Here is an 8,527-nt window from a genome sequence, read left to right on the forward strand (position 1 = left end):
CTGCCCCGAGCAAACGCCCGGGGACCAGGCCACAGCAAGGGCCAATGGTGAGGCGGTGGCTCGTTTTACCGCGCCGAGTGCGGTCCAGTGACGACTGGGGCACTCTGGGTGACCACTTCCCGGAGGCCACCGGGTGGCCCACCCTTGCGGAATGCCGAAAGGGGCGCGGAGGGTGCGGGACGGGGCGCGGGCAGCGGTGGCGCCGATCAGGCGCGGCGCACGACGGCTGGACACGTGGTGGGACACGCACGGGGCAGTGACGAACCTCGTCCTGCCGGTGTCCGCCGTCTGGGACTTCCTGACGCAGGGACTGCGTTGGTGGATGGCGCCTTTCTGGCTGCTCGCGGCCGTGTCCTTGGGCATGTGGGGCGAGGAAGTGGCCAAGCTGGTCCGCAAGAAACGCGGCGGCACCAGACCCGACTAGGGCGTGTCTTTCGGATCAGGCCGGATCAGCCCGCGGCGTCTGGTGCGGTGCATCGCAAGGCGGAGCATCGTCCTCGTACTGGGCGTACTCGGGCGGTGCGACAACGCGGCGAGGTGCCGTACCAGGCGTCGCGGGCCCGGCCTGATCCGAAAGACACGCCCTAAGCCGCGGAGCGGTCCGCCAGCGCCGCCGGGGGCTCGTCGTCCATCTCCACCGCCATGGGGAACGGCGCGTGCCCGGCGAGCCGGAACCAGCGGACCTTGCGGTGGCGGCGCAGCGCGCGGGCCGCGCGTACGGCGTCGTTGTGGAACCGCCGTGCCATCGGTACGCGGCGCACGGCCGCGGCCAGCTCGCTCGCGGCCTCTTCACCGCCGGGCGCCTCGCGCACCGCTTCGACCTGCTGGGCCTCTCCGAAGATCGCGCGCAGCGCCTGGCTCAGCTCGCTCTCGGCGACCTCGCGGTGCTCCTCCTCCGCCTGCCGCGCCGCGTGCGCCGCCTCGTACAGGACGATCGACGCGGCCGGGTCGAGCACTCCGGAGGTGGCCAGCTCCTGGGCGACCGAGGCGCGGCGCAGCAGCTGCGCGTCGAGTGCGGCGCGGGCCGCGTCGATGCGCGCGTGCAGCCGGTCGAGGCGTCCCGCGGTCCAGCTCAGGTAGAGGCCGATCGCGAAGAGGGCAGCCGCGATCCAGATCAAAGTGGAGGTCACAGGCGCCTAGGCTACCGCCCGGATGTGGTGCCGGATTTTCGGCGCTTCGCGCCTCGTCCTCAAGCGCCGGACGGGCTCCTCAGGCGGTCTCGCTAGTCCCTGGCCAGCCCGAATCGGGCGCGCAGGCCCGTGCGTTCGTCCGCCGCGACGGCCGCCGCGCCGTCCGTCACCGTCTCGTACACCGACAGGATGTCCGCGCCCACCGTCGACCAGTCGAAGCGGCGCACGTGCTTGCTGCCCCGCTCGCGGAGCTCCTCGCGGCGCGCCGGGTCGCCCAGGAGGCGCAGGGCCGCGGCGGCGAGGGAGTCCGCGTCCTCGTTGGCGAACAGGTCGCCCGCCGTGCCCTGGTCGAGGACCTGGGCGAAGGCGTCCAGGTCGCTGGCGAGGACGGGGGCGCCCGCCGACATCGCCTCGACCAGGATGATGCCGAAGCTCTCACCGCCGGTGTTCGGGGCGACGTACACGTCGACGCTGCGCAGCAGCCGCGCCTTGTCCTCGTCGCTGACCATGCCGAGGAACTCCACGCGGCTGCGCATCTCGCGGGGCAGCGAGGCGACGGCCTCCTCCTCGTCGCCGCGCCCGGCCACGAGCAGCCGGGTCCCCGGGCGCTCGGCGAGGATCTTCGGCAGGGCCTTCATCAGGACGGGCAGGCCCTTGCGGGGCTCGTCGATGCGCCCGATGAACCCCAGGGTCTCGCCCGCCCGTCTCCCACCACCCTCAACCGAGCTGCGCGCCCCTCCTGATTGCCACTCGGGCTTGGGCTCGGCCCGGGCGAAGAAGTCGACGTCGACGCCGTTGGGGATGACGACCGCGTCGCCGCCGAGGTGCTCGACGAGCGTGCGGCGCGCGTACTCGCTGACCGCGATGCGCGCGCTGATCTTCTCCAGGGCGGGCTGCAGGATCGGATACGCGGCGATCATGGCCCGCGAGCGCGGGTTGGACGTGTGGAACGTCGCCACGATCGGCCCCTGCGCCGCCCAGCACGTCAACAGGCCGAGCGACGGCGACGTCGGCTCGTGGATGTGGATGACGTCGAAGGTGCCGTCGTGCAGCCAGCGGCGGACCCGCGCGGCCGACAGGAAGCCGAAGTTGAGCCGGGCGACCGAGCCGTTGTACGGCACCGGCACGGCACGGCCCGCCGAGACGACGTACGGCGGCAGGGGGGTCTCGTCGTCCGCCGGGGCGAGGACGGACACCTCGTGGCCGCCTGCGATGAGGTGCTCCGCCAGATCGCGGATGTGGAACTGGACGCCGCCCGGGACGTCCCACGAATACGGGCAGACGATCCCGATCCTCACGGCGTCCCCTCTGCCCGCTTCTCCGTAGAGGGCGCCTTCGCCGGATCCAGGTCCGCGAGCCACAGGCGCTGCAGCATGTGCCAGTCCTCCGGGTGCTCGGCGATCCCCGTGGCGAAGGCGTCGGCCAGGGCCTGGGTCATGGCGGCCGTCTTCTCGGCCCGGGTACCCGTTTCCGGGACCTCGACAGGCGGGTGGACGCGGCCCTGCATGACGGGCGACTCGTCGTACCAGAGCGTGACCGGAAGCAGCAGCGCGCCCGTCTGCTGGGCGAGCGCGGCGGGTCCGGCCGGCATGCGCGCGGTCTCGCCGAAGAACTTCACCTCGACGCCCGACGCCGACAGGTCGCGGTCCGCGACCAGGCACACCAGGCCGCCCGCGCGCAGACGCCGCGCCAGCGTGCCGAACGCCGAGCCTCCGGTGTGCGGCAGGACCTCCATGCCGAGGCCGCTGCGGTAGGCCACGAAACGGTCGTACAGGGACTCCGGCTTCTGCCGCTCCTGCACGGTCGTGAAGGGCGTCTCGAGCTTCGTGGTGACCCAGGCGCCCGCGAGGTCCCAGTTGCCCAGGTGCGGCAGCGCCAGGATGACGCCCCGGCCGGACTCCAGGCCGTCGGTCAGATGGTGCACGTCCTTCGGCACGAACCCGGACCTGATGCGGTCCTTGCTCCACGCCGGGAGCCGGAAGGACTCCATCCAGTAGCGCATGTACGAGCGCATGCCCGCCTTGGAGAGCTCGGCCAGGCGCTGCGGCGTCGCGTCGGGCACCACGCGCGCGTAGTTGGCCTCCAGGCGCAGGACGCCCTTGCCGCGCCGCTTCCACGCGGCGTCCGCGATGGTGCGGCCCAGGCGCACGGCCACGGGCTCGGGAAGCTTCTTGACCGTGCTCCAGCCGAGGCCGTACAGCGCGTCGATCAGCTTCTCCGTAGTGCGGCTCATGAGGCCGTCTCGCTCTCCTGCGCGGCCTCACGCGCGGCCGCCTCGTCCGCCTCCGCGGACTCGCGGCGTACCGTCACCACGCGCTGCACGAGCGTGACGAGGCTGCCGACGGCCACGATCCACAGGGCGACGGGCAGCAGCACGTCGATGCCGGGGACACCGAACTTGTGCAGCCCGGCGAAGCCCGCGGCGACCAGCGAGATCACCAGGCGCTCGGCGCGCTCCACCAGTCCGTTGACCGCGACCGGCAGGCCGATCGCCTCGCCGCGCGCCTTCGTGTACGACACCACCTGGCCGCTCGCCAGGCAGAAGATCGAGACGGCGCACAGGACGTTGTCGTCGCCGGAGCCCGCGTACCAGAGCGCGAAGCCGCCGAAGATCGCGCCGTCGGCGACCCGGTCGAGCGTGGAGTCCAGGAACGCGCCCCACCGGCTGGAGCGGCCGAGCTGGCGCGCCATGTTGCCGTCGACGAGGTCCGAGAACACGAAGAGCGTGATGACGACCGTGCCCCAGAAGAACTCCCCGCGGGGGTAGAAGACCAGCGCTCCCGCCATCACCCCGGCCGTGCCGATGAGCGTGACCGTGTCGGGGCTGACCCCGCGGCGGATGAGAAACGCGGCGAACGGTGTGAGGACACGCGTGAAAAACGCACGCGCGTACTTGTTCAGCATGGCCTTCCCGAGGGTCGGTGCGCACGGCGGCCCCGTTGGCCACCGGCTGGCCCATCGTAGTCACGCCCCGGACACCCCGGCTCGCCCCCTCACGATCGCGTACGACGTATGGACGCACAGTGACGCAAGTGGAAAGCTCGGAAGCACCGCGGGCGTCGTCGGAGCCGCCCCGCACCCGGCCTCCGTGTGTCCGCGCTGAGCCAGCATCCCTGAGGGGGCTGAGCCTCCTCATCCATGCACGTAACCGGGAGGCCAAGGCATGGGCGACAAGGCGAACGCACACCCCGGAGCCGCCGGCAGGGCAGCTGCGGCCGACCATCCCGCGTCCGTACGGAATGTGGTGCTGGTCGGCCACAGCGGATCGGGCAAGACGACTCTGGTGGAGGCCCTCGCGCTGACCGCGGGGGCGGTGAACCGGGCCGGCCGGGTGGAGGACGGCACGGCGGTGTCCGACTACGACGAGATCGAGCACCGCCAGCAGCGCTCGGTCCAGCTGTCCCTCGTTCCCGTGGAATGGGGCGGCTGCAAGATCAATATCCTGGACACACCGGGATACGCCGACTTCGTCGGGGAGCTGAGGGCCGGTCTGCGCGCCGCGGACGCGGCCCTTTTCGTCGTCTCCGCCGCCGAGGGCACCGAAGGCATCACCGGCGCGACCCGCATGGTGTGGGAGGAGTGCGCCGCCGTCGGCATGCCCCGCGCCATCGTGATCACGCACCTGGAGTCGGCCCGCGCCGACTTCACCGCGATGACCCGCACCTGCGCCGAGGCCTTCGGCGCCGACGACCCCGACGCCGTCCTGCCCCTGTACCTGCCGCTCCACGGCGAACAGGGACCCGACGGGCACCAGCCCGTCACCGGCCTGATCGGACTGCTCTCGCAGCGCGTCTACGACTACGCGTCCGGCGAACGCAAGGAGTCCGAGCCGGGGGCCGACCAGCTGCCCCTCATCGAGGAGGCCCGCAACAAGCTCATCGAGGGCATCATCGCCGAGAGCGAGGACGAGTCCCTGATGGACCGCTACCTCGGCGGCGAGGCCATCGACCACCGGACCCTGGTCCAGGACCTCGAACGGGCCGTCGCGCGCGGCATCTTCCACCCCGTGCTCGCCGCCGCGCCCGCCGCCGAGGGCGCCCGCCAGGGCCTCGGCACCGTCGAGCTCCTGGAACTGGTCACCGGCGGCTTCCCGACCCCCCTCGAACACCCCGCGCCCGCCGTCACCACACCCGACGGCAAGCCCCGGCCCGCGCTCAGCTGCGACCCCGAGGGCCCGCTCGCCGCCGAGGTCGTCAAGACCGCGTCCGACCCCTACGTCGGCCGGATCTCCCTGGTCCGGGTCTTCTCCGGCACCCTGCGCCCCGACGAGACCGTCCATGTCTCCGGGCACGGCCTCGCCGACCGCGGCCACGAGGACCACGACGTGGACGAGCGCATCGGCGCGCTCTCGGCGCCCTTCGGCAAACAGCAGCGCACCCTCTCCCGGGCGATCGCCGGCGACCTCGCCTGCGTCGCCAAACTCGGCCGCGCCGAGACCGGCGACACCCTGTCCGCCAAGGACAACCCGCTCCTGATGGAGCCCTGGGACATGCCCGACCCCCTGCTGCCCCTGGCCATCCAGGCCCACAGCAAGGCCGACGAGGACAAGCTCTCGCAGGGGCTCTCCCGGCTGGTCGCCGAGGACCCCACGATGCGGCTCGAACAGAACCAGGACACCCACCAGGTCGTCCTGTGGTGCCTCGGCGAGGCCCACGCCGACGTCGCCCTGGAGCGGCTGCGCAGCCGCTACGGCGTACAGGTCGACGTGATCGCCCACAAGGTCTCCCTGCGTGAGACCTTCGCCGCCAAGTCCGCGGGCCGCGGCCGCCATGTGAAGCAGTCCGGCGGCCACGGGCAGTACGCCATCTGCGAGATCGAGGTCGAGCCCCTGCCCGGCGGCAGCGGCATCGAGTTCGTCGACAAGGTCGTCGGCGGGGCCGTGCCGCGCCAGTTCATCCCCTCCGTCGAGAAGGGCGTGCGCGCGCAGGCGGCCAAGGGCGTCGCCGCGGGCTACCCCCTCATCGACATCCGCGTCACCCTGCTCGACGGCAAGGCCCACTCCGTGGACTCCTCCGACGCGGCCTTCCAGACCGCGGGCGCGCTCGCCCTGCGCGAAGCGGCCGCCGACGCCACCATCCACCTCCTCGAACCCGTCGCGGAGGTGCAGGTCCTCGTCGGCGACGACCACGTGGGCTCCGTCATGAGCGATCTGTCCGGGCGCCGAGGCCGGGTCGTCGGCACCGAACAGGCCCCCGGCGGACGCACCCTCGTACGCGCCGAGGTGCCCGAGATCGAGATCGGCCGGTACGCCGTCGACCTCCGCTCCCTGTCCCAGGGCACGGCGCGCTTCAGCCGTTCCTACGCCCGCCACGAGCCCATGCCCCCGCAACTCGCCCAGAGGATCCGCGAACAGGCCCAGGACACCGCCTAGTTGGCGCCCGTCCAGGGCCGCGAGCCCGAATGCCACCCGCCCCTCTCCCCTCCGGGCGGGCGGCATTCGGCCGACCCCTGACGGATGTCGGTGCGCCCCGATACGCTGATGACCTGATCAACTGCTGTACCGGCCAGGTCAACAGGTGTGCCGGGGCACGCAGTCGGGAAGCTCGGGAAACAACCGGGAACAACGCAGTCGGGACGAGCCGCGGCGCCGAGCGGCGCGGCGAGGGGGCGGCAGGTGGCGGACGACGCATTCGACTTCAGGCCAGGGGCCCAGGTGCCGCTCGCGGGCGCCGCCGGGCAGACCGCGGCCACGCACGCCCTGGCCTCCGCGGCCTATCGCGACAGCGAGGTCGACGACATCCTCAAGGCCAACAGCGACTGGCACAAGTCCGTGGTCAAGCCCGGCCGTTGGTCCCTGTGCAAGCCGAGCCTCGGCGAGGCCTTCTCGCGTACGGTCCAGGTGCGCATGCTCGGCGGCGCCCGCAAGCCCCTCATCCAGTCGTTCGGCACCGAGCCCCAGGCCGTCGTCGAGCACTGCCTCGCCGCCACCCGCATCCGCAAGCACCGCGACAGCTGGCTCACGCTCGTCATGGGCGTCTGCGGACTGCTCTTCCTGCCGGGCCTGCTCGCCTGGCTCGCCGTCTTCACGGCCCGCAAGTGGATCTCCAAGCAGAAGGACAAGCGCACCCAGGCGATCGCCACGGCCATCCTCGTCGCCCTCGGCGCCCTCGCGGTCATCGTCCTCGTCAAGCTGCCGTTCGGCGGCTTCTGGGCCTGGTACCTGCGCGTGTCCCCGATCGTCCCGGTCATCGGCTGGTTCTGGGCCAAGCGCATAGCCGAGGGCACCGCCAAGGATCTGCGCGAGCGCTGGGACAGCCTCCTCGCGGGCGGCGGCATCGGCGCCAAGATCCCCGAAGCGGTCCCCGGCAGCCCCGGCGAGACCACCGCCGAGCGCCTGCGCCAGGGCCTCGCCCGCCTCTCCGCGGAGCAGCAGAGCAACTCCATCTTCTACGCGGGCCCCAAGGGGATACTGGGCATGGGCACCCGCTGGGGCAGCTGGCAGCTCGCCGAAGAGCTCGTCCCGCGCGACGAGGGCAAGGAGATCAACCCCTTCCGCAGCTGGGACGTCATACGCTCCGTGCACGACCAGCTCCGCCTCCTGGAGCGCGGCCCCCTGCACACCGGCGGCTTCCCCACGCCGTCGATACGGCACTGGGTCGTCACCCCCATCGGGGAGAACGCGGGAGCGGTGTCCCGTCCGTCCGGCACGGACGTCGACGCCTTCCAGATCAAGGGCCACGAGATACAGCGCATCTGCAACGAGCAGCAGTTCGGCAGCGGCGACCGCCACTACCTGGGCGTGCAGTTCACGCTGTGGGACGGCCAGTTGGTCATCACCATGCTGATCACGGTGACGGTGCTGCACGAAACGCTGCGCATCGAGGTCACCGGCCACGCCCTGGGCCCGGTGCACTCGCTGTTCACCAGCAAGCCCTCGCCCAAGACGAAGACGGTCAGCAAGACCATCAAGTTCTGGGAGACCACGACGCGCAGCCTCCCGCTCGTCGACGCCCAGGAGGTGGTGCGCCTCGCCGTCCGCGCCCCCTTCACCTGGTACCCGCCGATCCTCGACTACCTCGGCGGCAGCCTGGTCCTGCCCGAGCCGTTCGGCCTGCGGCACGCCTGGGCCGACAAGCCCTGGCGGCACCGCTTCATGGCCGACGACGCGCTCCGCGCGGCCACCCCGGTCCTCCGCGTCGTCCACGCGGCCGCGATCAAGGTCCTTGAGGAGAACGGCGTGAACACGGACCGCTTCAGCGGCCGCGCCACGTTCCTCAGCGGCGCGATCCAGGACCCGATGCCGCGCAGTGCCGACGTGTACGGGGCCTAGTCCGCGCACCGAGGCCAGCGGGCCGCGGCCGGGGGCGGGGGTATGGGGGGCGCAAAGGGGGGGGTCGCCCCGAAGGGTGGCGGCCGCGGCACGGGGGGTGGGGGAGTTTCAGCCGGGGCCCCGCCCC

Annotated in this window: 7 protein-coding genes; 3 read left to right on the forward strand and 4 right to left on the reverse strand. The window is 72.3% G+C overall.

Annotated features, from left to right (window positions below; all coding sequences use genetic code 11):
- Positions 1 to 256: 256 nt before the first annotated feature.
- Complete coding sequence (locus ACFWZ5_RS18600; RefSeq protein ID WP_384799534.1) at positions 257 to 424, forward strand: hypothetical protein; 168 nt, start codon at positions 257 to 259, stop codon at positions 422 to 424.
- 160 nt (positions 425 to 584) lie between these two features.
- Here the strand turns inward: ACFWZ5_RS18600 and ACFWZ5_RS18605 are convergent, their stop codons facing one another.
- The 4 genes from ACFWZ5_RS18605 to pgsA all read right to left on the reverse strand — a co-directional run bounded on the left by ACFWZ5_RS18605 (position 585) and on the right by pgsA (position 4,034).
- Positions 585 to 1,130 carry a hypothetical protein gene (locus tag ACFWZ5_RS18605; RefSeq protein WP_384799537.1) on the reverse strand — a complete coding sequence of 182 codons (546 nt, stop codon included), beginning with the start codon at positions 1,128 to 1,130 and terminating at the stop codon, positions 585 to 587.
- A gap of 92 nt (positions 1,131 to 1,222) precedes the next feature.
- Positions 1,223 to 2,428, reverse strand: coding sequence for a glycosyltransferase family 4 protein (locus ACFWZ5_RS18610; RefSeq protein ID WP_384799540.1), 1,206 nt, complete (start codon positions 2,426 to 2,428; stop codon positions 1,223 to 1,225).
- Positions 2,425 to 3,363 (reverse strand): phosphatidylinositol mannoside acyltransferase, encoded by a 939-nt coding sequence (locus ACFWZ5_RS18615; RefSeq protein WP_384799543.1) that lies wholly within the window; start codon positions 3,361 to 3,363, stop codon positions 2,425 to 2,427. Before ACFWZ5_RS18615 ends, ACFWZ5_RS18610 begins: the two co-directional genes overlap by 4 nt.
- A complete protein-coding gene (gene pgsA, locus ACFWZ5_RS18620) occupies positions 3,360 to 4,034 on the reverse strand; it encodes a phosphatidylinositol phosphate synthase (protein WP_384799546.1) in 675 nt (224 codons plus the stop codon). The genes ACFWZ5_RS18615 and pgsA overlap by 4 nt, the downstream gene beginning before the upstream one ends.
- Positions 4,035 to 4,293: 259 nt before the next feature.
- Between pgsA and ACFWZ5_RS18625 the strand changes: the two genes are divergently transcribed.
- Together ACFWZ5_RS18625 and ACFWZ5_RS18630 are read left to right on the forward strand one after the other, a co-directional pair.
- Positions 4,294 to 6,501 carry an elongation factor G-like protein EF-G2 gene (locus tag ACFWZ5_RS18625; RefSeq protein ID WP_384799549.1) on the forward strand — a complete coding sequence of 736 codons (2,208 nt, stop codon included), beginning with the start codon at positions 4,294 to 4,296 and terminating at the stop codon, positions 6,499 to 6,501.
- Positions 6,502 to 6,744: 243 nt separating this feature from the next.
- Complete coding sequence (locus ACFWZ5_RS18630) at positions 6,745 to 8,400, forward strand: hypothetical protein (protein ID WP_384799552.1); 1,656 nt, start codon at positions 6,745 to 6,747, stop codon at positions 8,398 to 8,400.
- Positions 8,401 to 8,527 lie beyond the last annotated feature (127 nt).

It is taken from the genome of Streptomyces sp. NPDC059003 (genome assembly GCF_042740445.1).
GTDB lineage: Bacteria > Actinomycetota > Actinomycetes > Streptomycetales > Streptomycetaceae > Streptomyces.

Excerpts from the sequence above, each read along its gene's own strand:
- ACFWZ5_RS18615 (WP_384799543.1), bottom strand. The coding sequence starts at position 3,363 with ATGAGCCGCACTACGGAGAAGCTGATCGACGCGCTGTACGGCCTCGGC.
- pgsA (WP_384799546.1), bottom strand. The coding sequence starts at position 4,034 with ATGCTGAACAAGTACGCGCGTGCGTTTTTCACGCGTGTCCTCACACCG.
- ACFWZ5_RS18625 (WP_384799549.1), top strand. The coding sequence starts at position 4,294 with ATGGGCGACAAGGCGAACGCACACCCCGGAGCCGCCGGCAGGGCAGCT.